This is a genomic window from Desulfobulbus alkaliphilus, assembly GCF_016918545.1.
In the GTDB taxonomy this organism is placed as follows: domain Bacteria; phylum Desulfobacterota; class Desulfobulbia; order Desulfobulbales; family Desulfobulbaceae; genus Desulfobulbus; species Desulfobulbus alkaliphilus.
In genome coordinates this window covers 20770-44089 of record NZ_JAFFQC010000011.1, presented here as the reverse complement: position 1 = coordinate 44089, position 23320 = coordinate 20770, and the positions used below count along the sequence as shown (strand labels likewise).

General features: G+C 57.1%; 17 protein-coding genes. 9 read left to right on the top strand and 8 right to left on the bottom strand.

All coding sequences use genetic code 11. From position 1 onward, the window contains the following. Nucleotides 1-342: 342 nt before the first annotated feature. Nucleotides 343-2994 (bottom strand): putative bifunctional diguanylate cyclase/phosphodiesterase, encoded by a 2652-nt coding sequence (locus JWG43_RS07680; protein WP_205242321.1) that lies wholly within the window; start codon nucleotides 2992-2994, stop codon nucleotides 343-345. Between the two features lie 176 nt (nucleotides 2995-3170). Beyond that, on the bottom strand, nucleotides 3171-4523 hold the full coding sequence (locus JWG43_RS07675) for a sigma-54-dependent transcriptional regulator (RefSeq protein ID WP_205242372.1): 1353 nt from the start codon (nucleotides 4521-4523) through the stop codon (nucleotides 3171-3173). Nucleotides 4524-5114: 591 nt separating this feature from the next. Here JWG43_RS07675 and JWG43_RS07670 point away from each other — a divergent pair. The 5 genes from JWG43_RS07670 (at nucleotide 5115) to rbr (ending at nucleotide 10971) form a co-directional block, all read left to right on the top strand. Further along, on the top strand, nucleotides 5115-6404 hold the full coding sequence (locus JWG43_RS07670; RefSeq protein ID WP_205242320.1) for a methyltransferase domain-containing protein: 1290 nt from the start codon (nucleotides 5115-5117) through the stop codon (nucleotides 6402-6404). A 204-nt stretch (nucleotides 6405-6608) separates the two neighbouring features. After that, a complete protein-coding gene (gene lysS, locus JWG43_RS07665; protein ID WP_205242319.1) occupies nucleotides 6609-8096 on the top strand; it encodes a lysine--tRNA ligase in 1488 nt (495 codons plus the stop codon). A 9-nt stretch (nucleotides 8097-8105) separates the two neighbouring features. Next, a complete protein-coding gene (locus JWG43_RS07660) occupies nucleotides 8106-9332 on the top strand; it encodes a lipoprotein-releasing ABC transporter permease subunit (RefSeq protein ID WP_205242318.1) in 1227 nt (408 codons plus the stop codon). Then, nucleotides 9325-10017, top strand: coding sequence for an ABC transporter ATP-binding protein (locus JWG43_RS07655; protein ID WP_205242317.1), 693 nt, complete (start codon nucleotides 9325-9327; stop codon nucleotides 10015-10017). Before JWG43_RS07660 ends, JWG43_RS07655 begins: the two co-directional genes overlap by 8 nt. 378 nt (nucleotides 10018-10395) lie before the next feature. Beyond that, the gene (gene rbr, locus JWG43_RS07650) at nucleotides 10396-10971 is read left to right on the top strand and encodes a rubrerythrin (RefSeq protein WP_205242316.1); all 576 of its coding nucleotides are present in this window, start codon (nucleotides 10396-10398) and stop codon (nucleotides 10969-10971) included. A gap of 419 nt (nucleotides 10972-11390) precedes the next feature. On the opposite strand, the gene asd is transcribed toward rbr, so the two are convergent. From asd to mutL, 6 genes are all read right to left on the bottom strand, one after another. Next, nucleotides 11391-12509 carry an aspartate-semialdehyde dehydrogenase gene (gene asd / locus JWG43_RS07645; protein ID WP_205242315.1) on the bottom strand — a complete coding sequence of 373 codons (1119 nt, stop codon included), beginning with the start codon at nucleotides 12507-12509 and terminating at the stop codon, nucleotides 11391-11393. Nucleotides 12510-12778: 269 nt separating this feature from the next. After that, on the bottom strand, nucleotides 12779-13699 hold the full coding sequence (prs, locus tag JWG43_RS07640; protein WP_205242314.1) for a ribose-phosphate diphosphokinase: 921 nt from the start codon (nucleotides 13697-13699) through the stop codon (nucleotides 12779-12781). Nucleotides 13700-13940: 241 nt separating this feature from the next. After that, on the bottom strand, nucleotides 13941-15029 hold the full coding sequence (leuB, locus tag JWG43_RS07635) for a 3-isopropylmalate dehydrogenase (protein WP_205242313.1): 1089 nt from the start codon (nucleotides 15027-15029) through the stop codon (nucleotides 13941-13943). Nucleotides 15030-15220: 191 nt separating this feature from the next. Beyond that, complete coding sequence (gene rsmG / locus JWG43_RS07630) at nucleotides 15221-15880, bottom strand: 16S rRNA (guanine(527)-N(7))-methyltransferase RsmG (RefSeq protein WP_338033250.1); 660 nt, start codon at nucleotides 15878-15880, stop codon at nucleotides 15221-15223. Continuing rightward, nucleotides 15870-17183 (bottom strand): histidinol dehydrogenase, encoded by a 1314-nt coding sequence (hisD, locus tag JWG43_RS07625; RefSeq protein ID WP_205242311.1) that lies wholly within the window; start codon nucleotides 17181-17183, stop codon nucleotides 15870-15872. Before hisD ends, rsmG begins: the two co-directional genes overlap by 11 nt. 413 nt (nucleotides 17184-17596) lie before the next feature. Continuing rightward, nucleotides 17597-19462 carry a DNA mismatch repair endonuclease MutL gene (mutL, locus tag JWG43_RS07620; protein ID WP_205242310.1) on the bottom strand — a complete coding sequence of 622 codons (1866 nt, stop codon included), beginning with the start codon at nucleotides 19460-19462 and terminating at the stop codon, nucleotides 17597-17599. A gap of 205 nt (nucleotides 19463-19667) precedes the next feature. On the opposite strand from mutL, the gene JWG43_RS07615 reads away from it, so the two are divergent. The 4 genes from JWG43_RS07615 (at nucleotide 19668) to JWG43_RS07600 (ending at nucleotide 23185) form a co-directional block, all read left to right on the top strand. Next, nucleotides 19668-21455: a PBP1A family penicillin-binding protein gene (locus JWG43_RS07615; RefSeq protein ID WP_205242309.1), complete on the top strand. Its 1788-nt coding sequence runs from the start codon at nucleotides 19668-19670 to the stop codon at nucleotides 21453-21455. A gap of 27 nt (nucleotides 21456-21482) precedes the next feature. Continuing rightward, nucleotides 21483-21992 (top strand): hypothetical protein, encoded by a 510-nt coding sequence (locus JWG43_RS07610; RefSeq protein ID WP_205242308.1) that lies wholly within the window; start codon nucleotides 21483-21485, stop codon nucleotides 21990-21992. A 357-nt stretch (nucleotides 21993-22349) separates the two neighbouring features. Next, a complete protein-coding gene (locus JWG43_RS07605; RefSeq protein WP_205242307.1) occupies nucleotides 22350-22850 on the top strand; it encodes a methylated-DNA--[protein]-cysteine S-methyltransferase in 501 nt (166 codons plus the stop codon). Between the two features lie 62 nt (nucleotides 22851-22912). After that, entirely contained in the window at nucleotides 22913-23185 is a 273-nt protein-coding gene (locus tag JWG43_RS07600) for a hypothetical protein (RefSeq protein ID WP_205242306.1), read from the top strand. Nucleotides 23186-23320: the final 135 nt, after the last annotated feature.

Below are 23320 nucleotides of genomic sequence, written 5' to 3'. Positions count from 1 at the left end.
AATTGCAGTGTCAAGGGCAGGCGCCCCGGGAATGTTCGGGAAAAAGATGAAGGGAGAACAACGGAGCGCAGCTGGAAGAGCAACTGAAAACCAGAGCAGAAGATCAACGAGAAAAACCGGCAGTCGCGTCCACGCAAGATGAGCTGTCTGCTGTGATTACTGTTACGGACAATGCGGATGGTGTACGGACGGACACCCCGGAGGGCGGCTGGTGAAAGGTATTACCAAGGATTCCGCTGTAATGAGAAAATAATGACAGCAAGATATATCCTAAACAAGCGCCCAGCCGTCACGCATTCAGGAATACAACGGCGGAAGCAAGGTCCATGGGGATAACGCACGTCAACCACCCCTTGGCGGGGTAAGGAGGAGTTGCCCCGCCTTGTCTTTATCAAGCGGTGCCGCCAGCAGGGGACCCTGCACAAAATCGCAGCCACAACGGCGAAGCACGTTGAGCTGGGCCTCCTCTTCAACACCGTCGGCAAGCACAGCCAGGCCAAGACCATGACACAGGTTGATAAGGGCGTTGATCAGGGTGACGGCATTTTCCTCTGCCGCCACCCCATTCAGTAGGGAACGGCTCAGCGCTACACGCTGCAGAGGCAGTTGCTGCAAGCGAACAAGCGGACACCCGGCCGCTCCGAAATCCCTCAGTCCCAGCACAACTCCACAGCGAGCAATAGTTGTCAGTCGCTCCAGGTCGAGCCGGGTACCGATGGCAAGAGCGCGCTCCCGCACCTCGAACACCAGCATCCCTGGAGGAATATCGAATCGATTTGCCGTTTCGGCGACCATGATAGGGAAATCTTGGTCCAGCAGTTGCCGGGACGCAACCTGAACCGTCACCGGCAGAATCTGTCCGCCTGCCTGGCGCCACGAATACAGGGAACGGCAGACATCCGTAAAAATCCATGCACTCAAAGCCCCCAGCATACCGCAGGTATCGGCATCGGCAATGAAGGCATCCGGTAACAGCACCCCCATTTCCGGATGACGCCAGGAGAGTTGCGACTTGAAGCCGACCAGCTGGTTATGGCGCGCTTCATACTGGGGCAGAAACTGGAAGACGAACTGGTTCCCTGCCAATGCGGCCTGAAACGGATCCGAGCTCAACTGGGGCCGCTGACCGTTGCGGGGCAGGTCCCTTCGGTAGTGCTCAAAGGTATTGCGCCCGGTCTCCTTGGCCGCATACAGGGCCATGTCAGCACATTTCAACAGCTCTTCACCATCACCGGCATCATCGGGGTAGAGAGCGATGCCGATGCTGGTTGAAATCTTCAGTTCATGATGACCGACCGTAACCGGTTCGGTCATTGCGTTCATGATCTTCGTGGCCACCACGGCGGCATCATGCCGACGACCAATGGCCTCAAGCACGAAAACGAACTCATCACCACCCAACCGAGCCACTGTATCCGACTGACGGCACTGCCGCTGCAGCCGTCCCGCCACCTCAGCCAGCAGACCGTCTCCCACATCGTGCCCCAGAGTGTCATTGATTATTTTGAAACGATCGAGGTCAAGGAAAAGAACGGCGACCCCGGTTCGGTTGCGCTCGGCTTTGCTGATCGCCTGGGCGAGTCGGTCCTGAAACAGCAGGCGGTTGGGTAGCCCGGTGAGAGTATCATGATGGGCCAGGCGGTACAGATGGGACTGACTGTCGCGTAAATCCTTTTCAATCCGCAGCCGGTCAGTGATATCTCGTGCTACTTCGATGATGCCATACAGTGCCCCGCGTCCATCTCTGAGTGGGGAGACATCCAGTTCAAAGGTATTCCTGACGGCGTTGCCGTGATACGGATTGTGGATCAGTTTCATCTGCCGCTGGCCGGTGCGGATTTCAACCACCGGACAGGGAAAACGACTGTCCCGACAGGGCTCCTTGGCGTCGTGGAAGAGCTGATAGCATTTTTGCCCCTGCATTGAGGCAACATCGCCGCCGCCTCGGACCAGAGAGGCCGCGGCCCGGTTGATGAGCAGCAGATTGAAGTCAAGGTCAATGGCCATGACCGGGTCGCCGGCGCTGTCAATCACGGTCTGGAGAAAGTTCCGCTCATAATCAACCGCTTCATGCAATTGTCTCTCCAGCAGGTTGAGGGCCTCGTCCTGCCTCTTCTGCAGGGTGATATTCTGATGGGTGCCGGTCATCCGCACCGGCATATTGTTTTCATCCCGCTCCACCACCCGGCCCCGATCGAGGTACCAGGTCAATCCCCTATCTGGATCATTGACCCGGTATTCGATACGGTATTCATCGGTTTTGCCGAGGAGATGTTCGTTCAACACAGACAATACCCGTTCCCGGTCTTCGGGGTGAATGAACCGTGGCGGTCCACCCTGGTGCTCAGTATCAGCGCGGTAGTCAAGCAATTCCCAGTGATCGGGGCTGGTGTACATCTCACCGGTTTTGATATTCCAGTCCCATAACCCCGCCTGGGAGGCGTGCAGTGCCAGCTCATATCGCTCTTCGGACCGCTGCAGCTCCTGTTCCCGATTTCTGGCCGCCACCTCAGCAAACAGCTGACGGAGGGCCAGGGTGATGGATTCGGCCAGCTCACCGATGAGTCCAACCTCGTCCTCATCCGGCTGAATTGCCGGCAAGAGTGGCACGGTCAGAAAACCGGTCAAACTGGGGCTGCAGCGCAGAGGGGCACAAAGAGCCAGGGTCGCATCTTCCCCGCACATGGAACAGCTGCAATCCGTGCAGAGCACCACCTCCTCGCTGTCGGCCTCAAGCACCCGGATCCCGCAGGCAGGCAGACGTCCCTGACGAAGCTGAGCCATGACCGACTCGAACCGGTCACCAAGATTGGTTTCCGCGGTGATCATTGCTCCTGAATCCCGGTCCATCAACACCACCAGGGCCGCCTGATAAAGACCCGCCTTGGTCAGGTGGTCGCAGAGCCCCTGCAGCAAGGTGGGGAGATCACGCTCCTGAAGAAGGATCCGGGAGACAGCATAAGCAGCTCGGAGCAGGTCCGTTGTTCTGTTCATGAACCTCGTTGCAGATTGCAGTTATTATTTCGAGAAACCCGCGCGTCTTTCAGCCACCCCTGGCAGGTTACCGGTTACGAGTCGACCCTCTGGGCAGAAGCCTGATCATCCGCGGGTGGCCTTCATGGACCATAAACCCCCTGAAGAGCCTGCAGGTATCCTGGATCAGTGAGCGGTCAGCTTATATTATAACCTTTAAGCTTGTTCAAGAGCGTCTTGCGGGTAACCTGCAAACGGCGGGCAGCTTCACTGCGATTCCCACCGGTTTCTTCCAGGGTCTTGAGGATGAGCATCTTTTCCGCTTCCTTGAGGGTGGCAGGCTCGTCAACCTCTCTGGGCACATTCATGCCGGCCCAACGCTGCAGGGCCAGGGGGAGAACATTGGTATCCAGATACTCGCCGCGCATGAGGATGACGCCCCGCTCAATGGCATGTTCCAGCTCGCGGACATTTCCCGGCCAGGGATACCGGTTGAGCACATCCATGCATTCGGGGGCGATACCGCTGACCTGACGACCATTTTTTTCGGCAAAACGGCGTAGGAAATAGTTGGCCAGCAGGGGAATATCGCCATGCCGGTCCCGCAGAGGCGGGACTTCCAGTTCCACCACCTTGAGGCGATAATAGAGATCTTCCCGGAAACGACCAGCTGCCACCTCTTCTTCTAGATTCCGATTGGTCGCCGCAAGCAGACGAACATCGATTTTGATGGTTTCCTGACCGCCCACCCGCTGCAATTCGTGTTCCTGGAGGACCCGCAGCAGCTTGGCCTGCATGCCCGGAGAAGTCTCGCCGATCTCATCGAGAAAAAGGGTCCCGCTCCGGGCCTGAACAAAACAACCCTCCCGGCGGCGGTCGGCACCGGTGAAGGCTCCCCGCTCGTGACCAAACAGTTCCGATTCAAGGAGGGTTTCCACCAGGGCGGCACAATTGACCTTGACCAATGGACCCTGACTCCGGTGGCTGCTGTGGTGCAGGGCGTCAGCCACCAACTCTTTACCGGTGCCGGATTCACCATTGATCAACACGGTAGCCTCGGTGGGAGCCACCTGGACAATCAGATCCCACAATTCCCGCATCGGCACGGAGGTGCCGATAATCCGGCCGTTGTCACCAAAGGGCTGCCCCGCATCGACTGTACTGTCTCCCTGCTGCCGATGTCCCATGGCCACCTCCAGAGTCGCGCGCAGTCGATCGAAGTCCAGCGGTTTGGTCAGGTAATCATGCGCCCCTTTCTTGATGGCCGCAACCGCTGAATCCACTGAGGAAAACGCGGTCATAATCACAACAGGAATAGCTGGATTAAGGGCATGAATACGTTTGAGAGCCTCCATTCCATCCATGATCGTCATGCGCACATCCATGAGAATGGCATCATAGGGTCCCTGCTCAACCGCGGCAACCGCGGTGGTACCATCGTCTGCTTCATCCGCTTCCCAGCCCCATTCCGCAAACAATGAACATAACATGAATCGGTGCACCCGTTCATCGTCGACAACAAGAATCTTGACCTTGGCCTGTGCGTGCACGTTCACTCGTCCCTTTCTTTTAATGAATCCGTGACAGCTGGATCACGTTTTTGATATATTCCGCCGTACTCAGGTTACAAGCGCGACGATATTTTTGACAATTCACCTTCACAAGCCGCCCTTTGCGACGTTCGTCCCCACGCCATCTTTATCCTGAATCCGTGAGCGTTCGTCCGAGCGTCAGCTTCGTTGTTCGTGACCGTTCGATTAAAGTACACTTTATCGGACGGTTACGGGCAATGAAGATGGCGTGCGGACGGATGCCCCGAAGGGCGGCTGGAGAAAATTTTTATCAAGGGTTTATCTGCAGTTATACTATAATTACAGCAAAATATATCCAAAACAAGCGTCCAGCCGTCACGGATTCAGGTTTATTACCCGTGCCCGTCCGATACAATATCCTGTAATCAAACGGCCACGAAGAGCGATACTGACGCATGGACGAACGCTCACGGATCCGGTTTTTCATGTTTTCTCTCCGATCCGGCCCCGGAGCACCCATTGTCGAATTCGTAGCATCTGGACTAATTCTGTAATCATTTCTTGAATATACTAGCACTAAACTGCTACAATGCGCAAATGGAACATGTGGTGACAATCAAAAAGATCATTACCGGAGGCAAGGGATTGGGGCACCTGGCCGACGGCATGGTGGTGATGGTCTCGGGTGTTTTGCCGGGAGAAACGGTCATGGCCCGGGAAACCAGAGCCTGCCGAGGCCACCGGGAGGCCCGTTTGTTGCGAATCCTTGAAGAAGCCCCGGAGCGGGTCGAACCTCCATGCCCCTATTATGGTCGCTGTGGTGGGTGTGATCTGCAACACGCCGCCTACCCCTTTCAGCTGCAGAGCAAGCAGCAGATGCTTGCCGAAGCTCTACAACGGGCCCATGTGGCTCTGCCACCCGGCCAGCCCGCAGCTCCCCTGCCTTCACCCAAACCATTCGCCTACCGTTACCGGCTGCGTCTCCATCTTGACCGGAAAGGTCGGATGGGATTCCATCGACGGGCCAGCAATCAAGTGGTACCGATTCGTCGCTGTCTGCTGGTCCATGAACAGCTCAACCAGGTCATGGCCCGTCTGGTTGACTTCGATTGGCCGCAAAAAATGCGAACCCATGTCCAGGCCCTGGAATTGCTGCTTTGTCCGGCCAGCGGCCGGACTATTGTTGTCCTCGAACCGAGACAAAGACGCCGATCCACCAATTTTCATATCCCAGCGGATTCAGCTTCCTCGCCGGCTGACCTGGTGGTCCTTGCCACGCAACCTTCCACTCGAGGTGAACTCAGCCCGGGCGCCACGGCGTTGCTGGCACAATCCTTCAACGGGCCTCGGAAAAACTACCAGCTCAGCTGGGACCATCGCTGTTTTTTCCAGGTTAATATTGCTCAGAATACCCGGCTGGTGCAGCAGGCCCTGGCCCTGCTTTCCCCCCGGAGCAGACCCTGGTCCGCCCTCGACCTGTTCTGCGGTATGGGCACTTTTTCCATCCCCCTGGCTTTGGCCGGAGCGAGGGTCACCGGGGTGGAACATAACCGGCACAGTCTCCACTGGGCAGAGCGTAACAATCGTGCGGCCGGCCTGCAGGGGACCCGCTTCATAACCGCTGATGTCCGCTCCCAGCTCGAGACCATGGTTGCCGGTCGGGAGGCCTTTACCTCTATCCTGCTCGACCCGCCTCGCCAGGGACTGGGCAGGACCGCTGCCCTCCTGCCTCGACTGGAGCCAGAGCAGATCATCTACGTCTCCTGCGACCCGGCCACCCTGGCCCGTGATCTGGGCCTGATCACCGCTGGCGGCTACCGGGTACAACAGGTCATTCCCGTGGACATGTTCCCCCAGACCCATCACATCGAATCCGTCACGCTCCTTGAAAGGAATTGACATCAGCGGAGCCTCGCACTATCCTATAAATTTGTTTGTTCTGCAAGCAAACCTTTTTTGCCCATCCAGGAACCCGCTCCTCGAGCCACGCCAGCAGGACGCTCGTACCCAATCATGGGGTTTGTTCCCGTATAGTTGATCACGCTTTGGTATCCCTGGAACCGCGTACGGGCGCTCAGGTTCAATTTCTACCCAGACAACCAGATGGAAACAACAAGCAATCTCCTCCAACAGCGGCGTGAAAAAGCCGAATCCCTGGCTGCCGCCGGAGTGAAACTGTTCAGCAACACCTTCAAGAATCCCGAGCCCATCAGCGCGATCCTTCCCCAGGGGCAGCACCTGGTCGCAGAGGCCCACGATGACAGCGGCGCTGTCTTCCGGGTGGCTGGCCGGGTCATGTCCATGCGAAAATTCGGTAAAGCTGCCTTTTTCCATCTCCAGGACGCGGAAGCCCGCATCCAGATCTACGCCCGCCGCGACCTGTTGGGCGAGGAACAGTTCGACCTGTTTAAAAAATGGGATGTGGGCGACATTGTCGGTGTTGAAGGCAAGCTGTTCAAGACCAAAACCGGCGAACTGTCCATTGAGGCTACCAGCCTGCAGATGATTACCAAATCACTGCGTCCCCTGCCGGAGAAATTTCACGGCCTCACCGATGTTGAAACCCGTTATCGTCAGCGCTATCTCGATCTCATCGTCAACCCCGAGGTTCGCGAGCTTTTCCGCAAACGGGTGGAGATTATCCGCCTGATCCGTGAATTCCTCAGCAACCGGGGTTTCATGGAAGTGGAAACTCCCATGATGCAGCCGGTCCCCGGTGGCGCTACGGCCAAACCCTTCCGAACCTACCACAACGCCTTGGACACGGACCTCTATCTGCGCATCGCCCCGGAACTCTATCTCAAACGGCTCCTGGTCGGCGGTTTTGATAAAGTCTTTGAAATCAACCGTAACTTCCGCAACGAGGGTTTGTCCACCCGCCACAACCCCGAATTCACCATGCTGGAATTTTATCAGGCCTATGCCACCTACCATGACCTTATGGACCTCACCGAAGAGATGATCTCCTGGCTGACCGCCGAAGTCACCGGCTCCATGGAACTCACCTACCAGGGCATGGCCGTCAATCTGGCCCCACCCTGGCAGCGATACACCATGGCGCAGGCCCTGGAAGTACTCGGTGGTATCGACCCCGCCGTGCTCCGCGATGACAACGCAATCATGGCCCTGGCCCGCAAACACGGTATCGAACTGCAGCCCGAATCCGGTCCAGGCAAGGCCAGGACCGAACTCTTTGAACTCTTGGTCGAAGACAAGCTCATTGACCCGACCTTCATTACCTCCTACCCCACCGAGGTCTCACCCCTGGCCCGGCGCAACGAGGAAGACCCCACGGTCACCGACCGGTTCGAGCTGTTCATCACCGGCCGCGAAATCGCCAATGCTTTCAGCGAACTCAATGATCCGGTGGACCAGTTACAGCGCTTCCAGAAACAGATCAGCGAGCGCGGCACCGACGAAGAGATCCACCCGGTCCTGGATCGCGACTATGTGCGCGCCCTGGAGTACGGCATGCCATCAGCGGCCGGCGAAGGGATCGGCATTGACCGACTGGTTATGCTGCTCACCGATGCACCCTCGATCCGCGATGTCATTCTCTTTCCCCAGCTCAAACCGGAAAGCGGGGAGTAACCGGGCTATATGGCCTCCTTTGAATGGTTTGTCAGCCTGCGCTACCTGCGGGCCAAACGAAAGCAAAAATTTATTTCCCTGATCACCTTGATCGCCATCCTCGGAGTCGGGGTGGGGGTCATGGCCCTCATTGTTGTGCTCTCGGTGTTCACTGGTTTTACTGAAGGCCTGCGCGACCAGATCATCGGCGTCAATTCTCATGCCATGGTCCAGCGCTATGGCCAGACCATTGACAATCCCGAGGAGATCAGCGCCCGGATCGAATCGGTCCGGGGCGTGGTCGCGACCACGCCCTATCTGTACAGCCAGGCCCTGATCACCTCGGGCAGCGCCTCCACCGGGGTAGTGCTGCGAGGCATTGAGACCGCATCATCCCAGCGGGTGCTCAACATCGGCGAAAAAATGATTGTCGGCAACCTCGCGGATCTCGACGCTCCCCGTGATGTACCGGCCATTGTCCTGGGCAAGGGGCTGGCCCGGCAACTGCGGGTGGCTCCCGGAGATCGGGTTCGTTTGATCTCGCCCAACGGACCGCTCTCGCCCATGGGGGTGCTGCCGAGGATCCGTACCTGTCTGGTCACCGGCATTTTCGAGACCGGCATGAACGAATACGACTCCTCCATGGGTTTTGTCAACCTGGAGACAGCCCGCGGCCTCAATGATCTGCCCCGGGGGGTGCACGGCATCGAGGTACGGGTGGATGATATCGACCGGGCCGACCGGATCGCCGCCGCCATCCGGGAGGTCCTGGGGCCGCAATACTCGGTGCGCGACTGGATGCAACTCAACCAGAACCTGTTTGCCGCTCTCAAGCTCGAAAAACTGGGTATTTTCATCGCCCTTAACCTGATCATCCTGGTGGCTGCCCTCAATATCATCAGCGCCCTGGTCATGGTGGTCATGGAGAAAACCCGGGACATCGCCATCCTCAAGTCCATGGGAGCCACCACCAGATCCATCATGCGGATTTTCTTCTACCAGGGAGCGGTTATCGGCATTTCGGGAACAATCCTCGGCGTGGCCAGCGGCCTGGGCCTCTGCGCCCTGCTCAAGCGCTACAAGTTCATCGAACTGCCCAGCAATGTCTACCCCATGTCCACCTTACCGATCAAGGTGCTGCCGTTGGAGGTTACCATCATCGCTGCATCCGCCATCCTCATCACCCTGGTTGCCACCCTCTATCCTTCGTGGAAGGCATCCCGCGTCCGGCCGGCCGAGGCTCTGAGCTATGAGTGATTTACCCCTCCTCCGCGCCGAAGCGCTGTGCCGCTCGTACCGCAGCGGACTGGCCACCATCAATGTGCTCCAGGATGTCGACCTCACTGTCCAGGCGGGTGAGATGGTCGCCATCACCGGCACCTCAGGATCCGGCAAGACCACCCTGCTGCAGATTCTTGGCACCCTGGACCAACCCGATTCAGGCCGTCTCCTCTTCCGGGAAACAGAACTCACCGGCAAGAGCGAACCGAACCTTGCGGACCACCGCAATACCCATATCGGCTTCATCTTTCAGTTCCACCACCTGCTGCCGGAATTCTCTGCTCTGGAAAACGTGATGATGCCAGGCCTGATCAGCGGCCTGCCCCACGCGCCCCTCAAGGACAAGGCCACAGCCCTCCTTGACAGGGTTGGTCTGGCCGAACGTCTCAGTCACCGCAGCGGTGAGCTCTCCGGTGGCGAACAACAACGGGTTGCCCTGGCCCGGGCTCTGGTCATGGATCCTGATATCCTTCTGGCCGACGAACCCACAGGCAACCTCGACGCGGCCAGCGGTCGGCGCGTTTTCACCCTGTTTCGCGAACTCAGCGGCAGCCTTGGCCTGGCCGTCATCATGGTCACCCACAACATGGAACTCGCCCAGGCCATGGATCGCTGCTTCACCCTGAGTGATGGCAAGCTGCAACCATCCAAACAACCCTGATCCCGCGGATACGGTCTTCTCGGCCAGCATGTATCCTTGTCTGAATCCGTGACGACTGGACGCTTGTTTAGGTTATATTTTACTGTAATCAGATTATAATTGCAGTAGTGTCCTTGACAATACCCTTCACCAGCCGCCCTGCGGAGCGTCCATCCGCATGCCATCTTCATTGCCCGTAACCGTCCGATAAAGTCTACTTTAATCGAACGTTCAGGGACTCAGGGAAACTAAATAACCACCATCCCGAAGAAATCCCCTCCCTGTGGGCAAGCAAATATTGTTTGTCAACCATATCAAGATATGCTACTTGTTAAGAATATTTATTTTTAGGAACACATACTGTCCGTACCGGAACTACCATCACACAAGGAGATATCCATGAAAAGCTTGAAAGGCACCCAGACCGAAAAAAACATCCTCACCGCTTTCAGCGGCGAATCCCAGGCCCGTAACCGCTACACGTATTTTGCCAGTCAGGCAAAAAAAGAGGGATATGTCCAAATCGCCGATATCTTTGAAGAGACTGCCAACCAGGAAAAAGAACACGCCAAACGGTTGTTCAAAATGCTCGAGGGGGGGGAGGTAGAAATCTGCGCCGCCTTTCCCGCTGGAGTCATCGGCACCACAGTCGAAAATCTGACCGAAGCAGCCGGCGGTGAACATCACGAACATACCACCATGTATCCCGAGTTCGCCAAAACGGCCCAGGAAGAGGGTTTCGCAGAAATCGCCGGTATCTTCATGGCCATTGCCGTAGCTGAAAAACAGCACGAAAAACGCTATCTCGACCTCAAAGCCAACATCCTTGCCGACCGGGTTTTCAAACGGGAGGAAAAAGTCACCTGGCGCTGTCGCAACTGCGGCTACCTCCACAACGATACCGAAGCCCCCGAAAAATGCCCGGCCTGCGACCATCCCAAGGCTCATTTTGAACTGCTTAGTGAAAACTACTGAGCGCCCCCCGCTCGGGGGCTGAATCATAAACTAACCTTTCACCAGCACCTCATCTGTCAGCAGTCAGGCTGCCGTGCAAAGTTCCTGCAGGGTCCTCGGCAGCCTGTTTCGCCACATCCGCGGATACAATAAGGTGCAGGCACTTCTCCTCATCCTCACCAGCCGATATCAGGCCTCATCGACAGATGAAAACCTGACCTCCCCAAATGGGACAACACTCAGCTTACCAGATCCAGGTCGCAAATATTTACAAACTGATTCTACCCTGAATCCGTGAACGTTCATCCGTACTTCAGGCCTATTAAAAACGATCAGATGCAACGAGAAAAGCCGCTTCCCAGAGGAGAAGCGGCTTGCAGTATCCCGAGCGTCCGACCAGTCGGTGCGACCTGCTCAATCAGGACGGCTTGTGCGTCCCATTATTTGATATACTCCAAAACAATGTTCAGCATCCGCCGCACAGGTTCAGCAGCACCCCAGAGGAGCTGGTCACCGACACTGAAGGCACTGAGGTATTCCGGTCCTAGATTCATTTTTCTCAGGCGGCCCACCGGGATATCCAAGGTGCCGGTCACCCGGGCCGGAGTCAACTCTTTGAGGCTTGCCTCTCTGCTATTATCCACCAATGACACCCACTTGTTGTGCCCGCCAATAACCTGCTGGATGTCGATGAGGGGAATGTCCCGTTTCAGCTTGATCGTGAACGCCTGGCTGTGGCACCGCATGGCACCGATGCGCACACAGCAGCCGTCAATGGGAATGGGGACGTCATGATTGCCCAGAATCTTGTTGGTTTCAGTGATCCCTTTCCACTCCTCCCGGGTCTGGCCGTTGTCCATGGCGATGTCGATCCAGGGAATGAGGCTGGCTGCCAGCGGGGCCCCGAAATTCCCGGTAGGAAAAGAGGGATGCCGCAGAGTCTCCACCACGTTGCGGTCAAGTTCAAGAATGGCTGAAGCAGGATCGTCGAGGATCTGCTCGGCGTTTTCTCCAATCAACCGCATCTGATTGACCAGTTCGCGCATGTTCTTGGCCCCGGCCCCGGAGGCGGCCTGATAGGTCTGGGAGGTGACCCAATCCACCCACCCTTGGGCAAACAAGCCACCCAGGGCCATGAGCATCAGCGAAACCGTACAGTTGCCGCCAATGAACTTTTTAACACCTTGCTCAAGCCCGGTGTCGATGATCCTGCGGTTCACCGGATCAAGGCAGATAATCGCATCCGTATCCATACGCAGCTTGGAAGCAGCGTCGATCCAGTATCCTTGCCAACCCAGAGCTGTCAATGGTCCGTACACTTCTTCGGTATACCCGCTGCCCTGACAGGAGAGAATGATATCCATCTCTCTGAGCAGATCCACACTACGACCATCGAGAAGCTCACGGACCTTCCCATTGATCTCAGGCCCAGCCAGCCCGGCCTGGGAAGTGGAAAAGAAGTGCGCTTCAAAATTGCGAAAATCATCTTCCTGCCGCATCCGTTCCATAAGCACGGAGCCCACCATGCCTCGCCAGCCGACAATGCCTACTTTTTTCATAAGTTCGTGTTCCAATATTGGTTGCTCTTGATTGAATACATTCCTGAGTCCGTGACGGCAGGACGCTTGTTTTGGATATATCTTGCTGGGCTCAGATTATAATTGCAGCGCAATCCTTGCCAATAACCTTCACCAGTCGCCCTTCGGGGCGTACGGACGGACGCTCACGGATCCAAGACAATGCCTGACCATCAGGGTACAACCGTTTTCCCAGGATGAGACAAGGAAACAGAACCGTTTCCTGATGGGCAGTCATTGACCTTTTGGCCCTATTGCAGACGAAAATATCCTTTCAGCTCATCGGCAATGACTGGAGCCACGGAATAGAGATGAAGCAGGTCATCGCTTTCCTGCCCCGGATAGGTATCCGCGCCGATAATGCAGTTAATTCCTCTTTCGACAAAACGCTGCCGGGCGTTGCCGGCCAGAACCAGATGGGTGGCCATAATCATCACCCCCACGGCGCCGGCCTCATAGCAGCGGTCCACGGTCTGGAGCATGGAGCCGCCGGTACGGATCATATCATCACAGATAATGGCGGTACGGTCGCGTACCGCCCCGGACAGTTGACCGATAATCGTCCGGTCCACGTCGTAGCGGTCCTTGTTGGCGGCAGTATGCGGACAGTCGAGCAGACCGGCCAGGCGTGCCACCCGTTTGGAAAAACCATAGTCAGGGGAGACGAGCACAATATTTTCCAGCTTCATGGCCCGGATCTTGGCCGCAGCCACTTGTTCGGTCCAGAGGTGACGGGTACGGATCTCGCCGGAATGAGCGTGCATGACCGATTCGGAGTGCAGGTCAATGAAGGCGACATAATCAGGCCGGGCCCGGAAGATCTGCCGGGTACGGGTGATTCCCTTGGGGATCTCTCCGGACTCGGGTTTGGCCCGCTCCATGGTCGAATACCCCAGGTAGGGGATGATCACATTGACCGACAGTGCGTTCCAGTAGCGTGCCCCGGTTACCAGATCGATGAGTTCCTGGTGGGCAAGGTCATCCGGGGTGCTGGCGATGATCACCAGATCGTGTCCGGCGATATCCCGAGGAAAGGCATGATAGAGTTCGCCGTCGGCAAAGGTCCGGGTAATCATTTCGGTGACCGGGATAGCAAGCTCCCGGGCTACCTCAGCGGCCATGCGCGTTGCAGCCCGATTACTGATCAGAATAATATTTTCTCGTTTCGGCATGCCTTTCCTCCCTGCTCGTGGTTATCGGGCCGAAATCCTGAATCCATGACGACTGGACTCTTATTTGGGATATATCTTGCTGTACTCAGATTACAATTGCTTTGGAATCCTTGATAATAACCTTCAAGAGCCGTCCTCCGGAGCGTCCGTCCGTACGCCATCTTCATTGCCCGTAATTTTCCGATAAAGTGTCCTTTCATCGAATGGTCACAGACAATACAGCTGACCCACGAACGAACGATCACGGGTCCAGGGAAATCTCACCGGCGATAGCGTCTCCCATGGCTGAAGTGGAAACCGGAACAACACCGGAGGTTGCTATATCCGGGGTCATAATATCTCGAGCAAGAACGGCAGCCACCGCTTCTTCAATGGCAACCGCAGCCTGCTCCTGGCCCAGACTGTATTTGAGCATCATCGCCGCGGACAGAATCTGGGCAATGGGATTGGCGGTTCCCTGTCCGGCGATGTCTGGGGCGGAACCTCCGGCGGGCTCGAACAGACCAAATTTCGAACTGTTAAGGCTGGCGGAAGCAAGCATTCCCATGGAACCAGTGAGCATGGCAGCCTCATCGGAGATGATGTCCCCGAACATGTTGCCACAGAGCATAACATCAAACTGATGCGGGTCGCGGACCAACTGCATGGTGGCATTATCGATGTAGATATGATTCAGCTCCACGTCCGGAAAGTCCCGGGCTACCTCCTTGACCACTTCGCGCCAGAACACCATGCAGGTGAGGACATTGGCCTTGTCCACCGAAGTGACGCGACTCCGGCGCAGACGGGCGGCCTCAAAGGCCATACGGGCGATGCGCTCAATCTCGGCGCGGGTATAGACCTTGGTGTCCCAGGCGCGCTCATCTGGGCCGCTGCCCTCACGGCCCTTGGGCTGGCCAAAATAAATTCCCGAGGTCAGTTCGCGGACCACGAGGATATCAAAACCATCCTCAACGATATCCGCCCGTAGCGGACAGGCGCCGACCAGGGCTTTGAAAACCTTGGCCGGGCGCAGGTTGCAGAAGAGATCAAAATGTTTACGCAACGGCAGCAACGCTGCCCGCTCCGGCTGTTGTTCCGGCGGCAGGCTCTCCCATTGAGGTCCGCCCACCGAACCAAACAGGATGGCGGCACTCTGTTCACAGGCCTCCAGGGTCGCCGGGGGGAGGGCTTCGCCGCAGTTGTCGATGGCCACGCCGCCGACATCGGCATGGACATAGTTGAGGGTAAAATCGAATCGACGCTGAACCGCGCCCAGAACCTTGATGGCCTCGGCCATTACCTCGGGCCCGATGCCGTCACCAGCCAGAACCGCAATTGTCTGTGCCATACATGCCTCGTGTGCTGTAACGAAACTTTGCCGTTGTTATTGTCAATAAAAGTTCACTGCTTACCAGATCAGCCGTAAATATTCCAGAAAGAAGTATCAGCAGAAAATTGTCCAGCGGACAGATGTCGGCAACAGACCCCTGAATCCGTGACGGCTGGACTCCAGGAATCTATATCGGGAACCGGAACTGTTCACAGACAGGCACCAACCACGGCCAAGACCCTGGAGGCTGCGGAAAAAGGCAGGTTAAAAGTCCTGATATCAAGGATATGCCATGGTCCGGATGGGAGCTGCTCGATGCTTGCCAGGAGCTCTGTCCTGGCAAGCATGAGCACAACCCGCGTCTCCGGGGAGACCAGGGGCCGCACCAGGGGGAGAAACAGGGCTGGTTCCGCCACGGCCCGGCCGGTAATATGGGTGAAACAGCCCTGCCGGTCAGGCATGAGGGCTTCGATACGTTCAGCATGTACCTCAGTATTGGTGAGCCTGAGGGTACGGATCAAGTGGCGGAGAAAGCTGACCCGTTTGGCCCTGGGTTCAGCCAGGGTGAACCGCACCTCGGGCAGTACAGTCGCCAGCACCAGCCCGGGAAATCCGGCACCGCTGCCTACATCGAGAAGGTGTTGCGGTGCCTGTCGCTGTTCCAGCAGGAAAGGCAGGAGGGTCAAGGAATCGAGAAAATGGGTTTCGATGATCTGCTCCTCCCGGGTGTCCCGGGCGATCAGATTGATACGCCGGTTCCACTTGACCAACTCCGCCAGGTAAAGAAGCAGGCGCTCGAGCGCCTCTTCCTCGAGGTCAATACCCAACCGCTCTGCCCCCTTGCTGAGGAGGAGGCGCTCAGTCTTCACCAAGCCTTATGGCCACTGAATGACCGTGGGCCGTCAATCCTTCCAAGGCGGCCAATCGGCGAATATGCTCGCTGTCCGCCTCCAGTGCCCGGCGGGAATAGGAGATAATCGAACTCTTTTTGACAAAGGTCTCAACGCCCAGGGCTGAAGAAATCCGTGCCGTGCCCATGGTGGGCAGGACATGATTGGGGCCGGCGACATAATCACCGGCAGCTTCCGGTGTCCAGGGGCCAAGAAACACGGCGCCGGCATGACGGGTGCGGGGCAGCCACTGCCAGGGCTCGTCGATCTGCAGTTCCAGGTGTTCAATGGCGATCTCATTGGCCAGATCCATAGCCTCATCAAGGCTGTCAACCACCAGGATCAGACCGCGGTTCTCCAGCGCGGTACGGGCAATATCGGCTCGGGGCAGCTGAGGCAGCTGGCGTGCCAATTCTCCGGCAACGGCTGTTGCCACCCCGGCACTGGTGGTGATAACAACCGCGAGGGCCTGGGGATCGTGCTCGGCCTGAGCCAGCATGTCCGCGGCAATAAAGGCAGGCTTGGCCGATTCATCGGCAATAATCAGCACCTCACTGGGCCCGGCAAGCATATCGATCCGCACTCGACCCATGACCTGCCGTTTGGCCTCGGCAACATACTGATTGCCCGGACCAACGATCACATCCACTGCTGGAATGGTGGCGGTACCATACGCCAAAGCGGCAATGGCCCAGGCGGATCCGACTTTGTAGATCTCAGTGATGCCGATCTCCGCCGCCGTTGCCAGGAGAAACGGATTGACCCCACCAGCACGGTTGGGTGGTGTCACCATCACCCGGCGAGCCACTCCGGCGATCTGGGCGGGAATACCGTTCATCAGGACCGATGAAACCAGGGGGGTTGCCCCCTCTTTACCACCCGGAACATACAGGCCGGCGGAGTCCACTGGCCGTACCATTCGTCCGGTAATAGTTCCATCCTCCCGGGTCAAAATCCAGGAATCCTCCCGTTCCCGTTCATGGAAGGTGCGGATCCGTTCGGCGGCAAAGCGCAGGGTCTCACGGAAGGCTGCATCCACAGCCCGGTCGGCCTGAGCAAATTCCTCCTCAGTTACCCGCAGGGTCTCAAGAGTCATGGTCGGACTATCAAAACGGCGACAATAGTCGACGACAGCCGTATCACCCTCCTTGCTCACCCTGCCAAGAATCTCCCGTACTGCCTGACGGCAGTTCTCCTCGCCCCCCTCGCTGAAACGTTGCCGCAGTCTGGCACAACTTTGTCGCCCCTCCGGACTGTCGACCCGAAGTGTCTGTATGTTCATGGCTATCTTTCCTCTTGCATCGATGAACACCGCTATCGGTGTATTTTGTAGTACCCGGATTCGTGAGCGTTCGTCCGTGCGTCAGCTTTATTGCCTGTGAACGTTCGATTAATGGAGACTTTTATCGGACGGTTACGAGCAATGAAGATGGCGTGCGGACGGATGCCCCGAAGGGCGGCTGGTGAAAGGTATTGGTAAGGATTCCTCTGCGATCATAAGATCGATCACAGCAAGATATATCCAAAACAAAAGTCCAGCCGTCACGGATTCAGGTTGTAGAGTACGCTGTTTTTTTGTTCTCCGATCTATCTTCCTGCAGGCAGAGCTCATCAAGATCTCGTCTTTCTTCGACTGTATTCAAGTCGTGCGCCCGGCATCCTGCTCTGTGCCAGCATCCTCGACACCAGCGCGATTCAGCTACCATGGCGGTAAAACCATTTTTCGACTTCCCGGACGGAGAACGTCTTAATCACCGGGCGACCATGCGGGCAATGAGAAAAAATCTCACTCTTTTCCATCTGCTGAAGTAGTTTGAGCATCTCCAGTGGTTGCAGACGATGACCTGCCTTGACCGCTGCCTTGCAGGCCATGGAGGCGAGAAGATCATCCACCACCCGTGGTACCGGTCGAGAGTTGTCCGCGGGCGCAAGTCCCCTGAGGGCATCGAGTGTTTCCCGCAATAAAGAACCGGGATCGACATGGCTCACCAGGGCAGGCAGCGTGCTGATCACATAGGTGCTGTCACCGAAATATTTCGTCTGCAGGCCCAGGGCCGCCACTTCCGCTTGCCGTTGCTCGAGGGTTTCTTCCTGAACAGGAGTCAGTTCAACCGTGGCGGGAAACATAAGGGTCTGCCGGGATATTCTGGCCGCCTGATACCCCTGGAGCAATTGACCATAGAGAAGTCGTTCATGGGCGGCATGCTGATCAATGACAATGAACTCCCCATCCTTTTCACAGAGCAGATACAGGGTAAAAAGCTGACCGATCAGAGTCAGGCCGGACAGATCCTCTTCCAGGGCTGAAGAATGCGGGGCTAGAGATGGCTCGACTTCACTGACGGTGACAGCAACAGGATTAAGCGGCGAGGACTCTCTCCCGGGGACGGAGGATGGCGCCATCGGTAAATGCCGCGGCTCATAGACCACTGGTTCAGCTGTGCGCGGGGTAATCAACGAGGCGTTGTCCGGCTGCGCAGTCTGTTGGGGTTGTATTTGAGGCGTCAACAGGGACGAAGACGGAGACAACACCGACCCTGTGAACAAATTAGTCCGCAGGCTGTGCTGATAGGCGCGCAGAGCCTGCGTCACCCCTTCGACAATAAACCGATGAACGACATCGCTGCGGCGAAAACGAATCTCCCGCTTGGCCGGATGCACATTGACATCCACCTGTTCCGGGCCGATGCTCAGCAGCACGGCTCCCGCGGCCTGCCGGCCTTTCATGAGAAACCCCTGCAGCCCCTCATACACGGCATGACGGATCATGCTGTCCTGCACCGGCCGTTTGTTGACCAGGATGCGCAAACGGGCATTGGCAACGGCACCTGTTTCCGGAAGGAGCAGATAGCCCTCCAGAGCAAGTCCATCTTGAGCACTGTCCTGGATTCCATGCAGCGGCAGCATCCGATCCGAGCTGCGGAAAATCGACCGAACCCGTGATTCCAGATCCGTTTCCGGCTGATAGGCAAGCACCTCCCGTCCATCGCTATGCAAGGTAAAACCGACCTGCGAGTGGGCCAGCGCCTGATTCTTTATCACTTCCTCGATGTGATGCATCTCGGTGCGGCGTGATTTGAGAAATTTTTTTCGGGCCGGCATGTTGCCGAAAAGATGACGAATCTCGATCACTGTACCCGGAGCGCAGCCATCCTCGTGCACCTCCCGCAGAACACCGTAGCGGATATCAGCCCTGGTCCCCATCCGGCGGTCGCGGGGACGGGAAAGGATGGTCACCCAGGACACCGAGGCGATACTGGGCAGGGCTTCACCGCGAAACCCCAGGGTGGTAATGGCGGCCAGCTGACCTTCTTCACGAATCTTGGACGTGGCATGCCGCTCGATACTGAGCAGGACATCGTCGCTGTCCATGCCTTCACCGTTATCGGCAACCCGCAGGAGCCCTGTCCCTCCCCCTTCGACGTACACATCGACGCGGTCGGCACCTGCATCAAGGCTGTTTTCCACCAGTTCCTTGACCACCGAGGCCGGCCGCTCCACCACTTCACCGGCGGCGATCTGATTGGCTAACTGTTCCGAGAGAATTCGTATTCGAGACAAAACAATCCAGAGAGTACTTTTTGCTTTAAGGATGCCGGAATGCTGAAATCATGGTACGTACAAGGGCGGAATGATACCTGCACTCCTGTCAGAAGACAACCACACTGTTTTTTGTCGTCAACACTACCGTTTCTTGCCGTCCTTGTCCACCAAACCCGCTGCAAAATCAAAACCGACGCCAAAAGCAGACCTCCCGCAAGGATGGGTGCTCGATCAACGCCATCTCACCGTGATTCTGGTCTCGATTGCCGGTCTGGTCACCCTGATGGTCGGCGCGGTGATGGCCTGGTTCCACAGTTTGCCCGACATCCAGTCCGTCCACGATTATCGCCCCCAGGTCGCGACCCTCGTTCTTGATCGCAACGGTCGGCCCATCGATGCCATTGCCCGCGAATTCAGGATCATCGTCCCGTATCAGGATATGCCGCCCCTCCTGCCCCTGGCCTTTGTTGCCGCCGAGGATAGCCGTTTCTGGGACCACCGGGGTGTGGATGCCTGGTCCATCACCCGGGCGGCAATCAATAACCTCCGCTCCGGCAGACGGAGTCAGGGCGGGTCGACCATCACCCAACAGGTCACTCGGGCCCTGCTGCTCAGCAGAGAGAAAAGCTATGCGCGAAAACTCGCGGAAGCGATCCTCTCCAGCCGCCTTGAAGGCATTCTGAGTAAAGAGGAAATCTTATTTATCTACCTGAACGAAATTTATCTGGGAGACGGGGCCTATGGGGTCGAGGCCGCGGCCCGAACCTACTTCGGCAAGACCGTCGGTCAACTGACTCTGGGAGAAATAGCCCTCCTTGCCGGCCTGCCCCAGTCACCCAGCAACTATTCACCCCTCCGATATCCCGAGGCCGCCAGGGCCCGGCAGCGGTACGTACTCAACCGCATGGCCGAAGACGGCGTCATAACCCCCGAGGCCGCCCGGACCGCTTACCAGCAGGGGGTACACCCTTCCGGGGAATGGCGGCAATCGCTCAACGGCTATTTCAGTCTCTATATCCGCAGCCAACTGCTCAGCCGTTACAGTGATGCAGATCTGTTCCTCCAGGGGCTGACCGTGGCCACCACTGTGGACAGCCGCCTGCAGCAGGCAGCAGCCAAGGCGATCCATCGTGGTGTAGCCGCGGTTCACGAGCGCCAACCTGGACGTAACCGTCCACAGGGGGGCCTGGTGGCCCTTGAAACAGCCAGCGGCAGAATCCGAGCTATGATCGGCGGCACTGATTTCAATCAAACCCAGTACAACCGCACCGTACAGGCCAACCGACAGACAGGCTCGGCTTTCAAACCGCTTATCTATGCCGCGGCTCTGGAGCATGGTCTTTCCGCGCAGAGTGTTTTCGATGACGCCCCCATCGCTCTCCCTGGCGGCGGCGGTACACTCTGGCGACCGGCTAATTTCAACCGGGACTACCGTGGATCATTGAATCTGACCGAGGCCCTGGTCCATTCCAGCAATGTGGTCGCTGTCCGCCTCCTGCGTAAAAGCGGCCTGAAAAGCGCTCTCCGTCAATCCTACCGGTTGGGGATTACCGCGCCCCTGCAGCCGGACCTGACCTTGGCCCTGGGGGCTTCACCAGTGTCCGTCCTTGAGATGACCGCTGCCTATACGGCCTTTGCCAACCGGGGCATGCACCATGCCCCGGTTGGCATCACCCACGTTCGCAACCGGGAAGGACGTATAGCTCCGTGGCCGCAGTCTCCCGGGCGCCAGGCGATTTCCGAGCGAACCGCCTCCTTTATCAACACCGCACTTACCGAAGTTGTCCTCCGGGGCACAGGCAAGAATGCCGCCGGCATACCAGGAAGCAGCGGCAAAACCGGAACAACGGACAACCATATCGATGCCTGGTTCATCGGGTCGGCCGGTGGTCTCACCACCGGTGTCTGGCTTGGCCACGACCACAGCATCTCACTGGGCCCGGGAGAAACCGGCGGCAAGGCAGCGGCCCCGGTATGGAAGGATTTCATGCTTCAAGCCCTGCAACCATAAAGGCCGGGAGGGGTCGGAGAATTCATCATGCTTAATTTCTACAGCGGTACGGCTACTGAAAAGGTTGCACTGGCTCACTCCCTCCACCGGACCTGGGAGCGGCAACACAACATTCATGGCACCGTGCGGGATGCTTTACAAGAGTTGCGTCTGTCCGTGGAGGCTCTCACCCTGCACATGCGATCCATGGGCATGAATCAACTCTGCTGCCACTGCGCCTCCCGACCGGGCGGCGGCTGCTGCAGTGCCTTGATGGCTGACAACACCGACGCAATCCAGATCCTCATCAATCTTCTGCTCGGTATTGTCGTGGAGCCTCTGCCCCACAAGGAAGATGCCTGCTGTTTTCTGGGTGAACAGGGCTGTCTGTTCCTGGCGAAACCTCATTTCTGTCTCAACTACAATTGCAGTCACATTCGCAACAGAGCCACGGACCAGGAGATGAAAACCCTCTACCGGCATACCAGCACTGTCCTTGGCCGGCAAACGCGGATGGAGACACAGCTGATCGAGATCTTTCACCTGCCGTCAGAATAACCAGTGTCCACCCGGAAACAACTATTTTTCTTTGAGAATAAAATACCTCGTTTCTAATGCCTGAATCCGTGAGCGTTCGTCCGTGCGTCAGCTTCGTTGTTCGTGACCGTTCAATTAATGGAAACTTTATCGGACGGTTACGGGCAATGGAAATGGAGTGCGGACGGATGCCCCCAAGGACGGTTGGTGCAAGTTTATTCAAGGGTTTAGCTAAAATTATAATATGCTTACAGCAAGATATATATCCAAAACAAGCGTTCAGCCGTCACGGATACAAGGTAATGGACACTAACTATCGACCAGGTGGTATCGTTGAAAGGGGTAAACAAATATTTGCACTCTTCAATGGAGAATTTCATGCTCCGTCGCGCTTCACTTGCCACCTCCCTGGGCACCTTGACACTGACCGCTGACGCCTCTGGGCTGTGCGGCCTTACGTTACCTGAAGAATCGGTACTGTATCCCCCTCCTCCAGCCGTGGCCACCATGGCCGATCCGTTGTTGAGCAAGGCGGCACAACAGATCCTTGCCTACCTGCACGGCCACCTGCGCTGTTTTGACCTGCCCCTGTCCCTGCACGGCACACCTTTTCAACTCCAGGTCTGGGAGCAGCTGTGCACCATTCCCTACGGCAAGACCCGATCCTACAGTGAACTGGCCGCACATCTCGGCGATCGCCGCAAGGCCAGGGCTGTGGGAGGGGCGGCCCGGGCCAATCCTCTGGCCCTGATTGTCCCCTGCCACCGCCTGATCGGCGCTGACGGCAGCCTGACCGGCTTCGGTGGTGGCCTGCCGCTGAAGCAGATCCTGCTGGAACTTGAACAGGAAAACATGGTAGAACACAAACACAGAGAATGAACAGGCAACGACTCGACCACCACAAAGCACAGGACCATTTCACTTCAGGGAGGAAACAAAAAATGGTTGATATAATTATCGGCTCGATAGAACCGCTTGGCTCCCCTACCAGCAAGCCCCCTGTCACTGGCGGCCTGATAGAGGCTGAGTTGCTCAATGTTCGAAATCCTCGCCAACGAATATCCGGGCCCCGGCTGCAAGAGCGACGGCGACAGCCACGCAGTGACCCTCATAAGGGAAAAGTTCTCACCCTGCTGATTCCCGACGGCACAACCTTGCCCAAGGACCTGGACGGCAAGCAATACAAGGTACTGCTCCGTTTCATGAAAAAATAAAAGATTATTATGTAAGGCTGACGAACGGTTTCCGTCTGCAGGTCAGCAGCCTTTTCCTTCCACCCAGTATATGTGGTCAGAAAATGAAGAAAAAAAGCCCCCAGAGCACAATACGCTCAGGGGGCGGATGCTGGT

What these genes read in the sequence shown, in the direction of transcription:
- lysS (WP_205242319.1), top strand. Translation starts at nt 6,609, where the DNA reads ATGGAAACAACAAGCAATCTCCTCCAACAGCGGCGTGAAAAAGCCGAA.
- prs (WP_205242314.1), bottom strand. Translation starts at nt 13,699, where the DNA reads ATGCCGAAACGAGAAAATATTATTCTGATCAGTAATCGGGCTGCAACG.
- JWG43_RS07605 (WP_205242307.1), top strand. Translation starts at nt 22,350, where the DNA reads ATGCTCCGTCGCGCTTCACTTGCCACCTCCCTGGGCACCTTGACACTG.
- JWG43_RS07655 (WP_205242317.1), top strand. Translation starts at nt 9,325, where the DNA reads ATGAGTGATTTACCCCTCCTCCGCGCCGAAGCGCTGTGCCGCTCGTAC.
- JWG43_RS07600 (WP_205242306.1), top strand. Translation starts at nt 22,913, where the DNA reads ATGGTTGATATAATTATCGGCTCGATAGAACCGCTTGGCTCCCCTACC.
- JWG43_RS07680 (WP_205242321.1), bottom strand. Translation starts at nt 2,994, where the DNA reads ATGAACAGAACAACGGACCTGCTCCGAGCTGCTTATGCTGTCTCCCGG.
- hisD (WP_205242311.1), bottom strand. Translation starts at nt 17,183, where the DNA reads ATGAACATACAGACACTTCGGGTCGACAGTCCGGAGGGGCGACAAAGT.
- JWG43_RS07660 (WP_205242318.1), top strand. Translation starts at nt 8,106, where the DNA reads ATGGCCTCCTTTGAATGGTTTGTCAGCCTGCGCTACCTGCGGGCCAAA.
- rbr (WP_205242316.1), top strand. Translation starts at nt 10,396, where the DNA reads ATGAAAAGCTTGAAAGGCACCCAGACCGAAAAAAACATCCTCACCGCT.
- leuB (WP_205242313.1), bottom strand. Translation starts at nt 15,029, where the DNA reads ATGGCACAGACAATTGCGGTTCTGGCTGGTGACGGCATCGGGCCCGAG.
- asd (WP_205242315.1), bottom strand. Translation starts at nt 12,509, where the DNA reads ATGAAAAAAGTAGGCATTGTCGGCTGGCGAGGCATGGTGGGCTCCGTG.
- JWG43_RS07610 (WP_205242308.1), top strand. Translation starts at nt 21,483, where the DNA reads ATGCTTAATTTCTACAGCGGTACGGCTACTGAAAAGGTTGCACTGGCT.